The following is a 518-nucleotide window of genomic DNA, read 5'->3' on the forward strand; positions in this document are numbered from 1 at the left end:
TCGGTGATAAACGTCGCCTCAGCGACGCCGGTCTGGCCCCAGAGGTCGGTGGCGGTCAGGGTCAGGCTATGGCTGCCCTCGTTCAGCTCCGCCTCTGCCAGCTGGTCGCGCGTCAGCGACACCTGCCAGTTGCCCCCGCTGTCCACGGTGCCCGCGTGGCCGACACCGTCCAGGGACAGCACGATGCGCTGACCCGCCCCCGTCACGCCCGTCGTGCCGCGCAGCGTGATCGGCTCATAGCGCTCGTGCGCGTTCATATAGCCGTCGCCGAACGGCGTGTCGAGGGTCGGCTGCGGCACAGGCGCACCCGGAGGCGGCGCGGACGCGTCGACGACGATCGCTTTGCTGGCGGTGGTGGTGCCGCCCACGCTGTTTTCAAAGCTGACGCTGAGGGTGCCCGCGCCCACTGGCAGCACCTGCAGATCGGCAGCCGGCAGGGTGACGCTCCAGCTGCCGTCCGCCGCAAGCGCTGTGGTGTAGGTCTGGCCGTTCAGCAGCACGGTCACCGTGCTTCCGGC

1 pseudogene is annotated in these 518 nt (G+C 70.3%); it reads right to left on the reverse strand.

Features of this window, described 5'->3' with window-relative positions:
- Positions 1 to 506: pseudogene (locus ACR6AS_RS20495) on the reverse strand (hypothetical protein); the annotation flags it as partial.
- Between the last annotated feature and the right edge of the window lie 12 nt (positions 507 to 518).

This window comes from Pantoea phosphatilytica (assembly GCF_051025615.1).
In the GTDB taxonomy this organism is placed as follows: Bacteria; Pseudomonadota; Gammaproteobacteria; order Enterobacterales; family Enterobacteriaceae; genus Pantoea.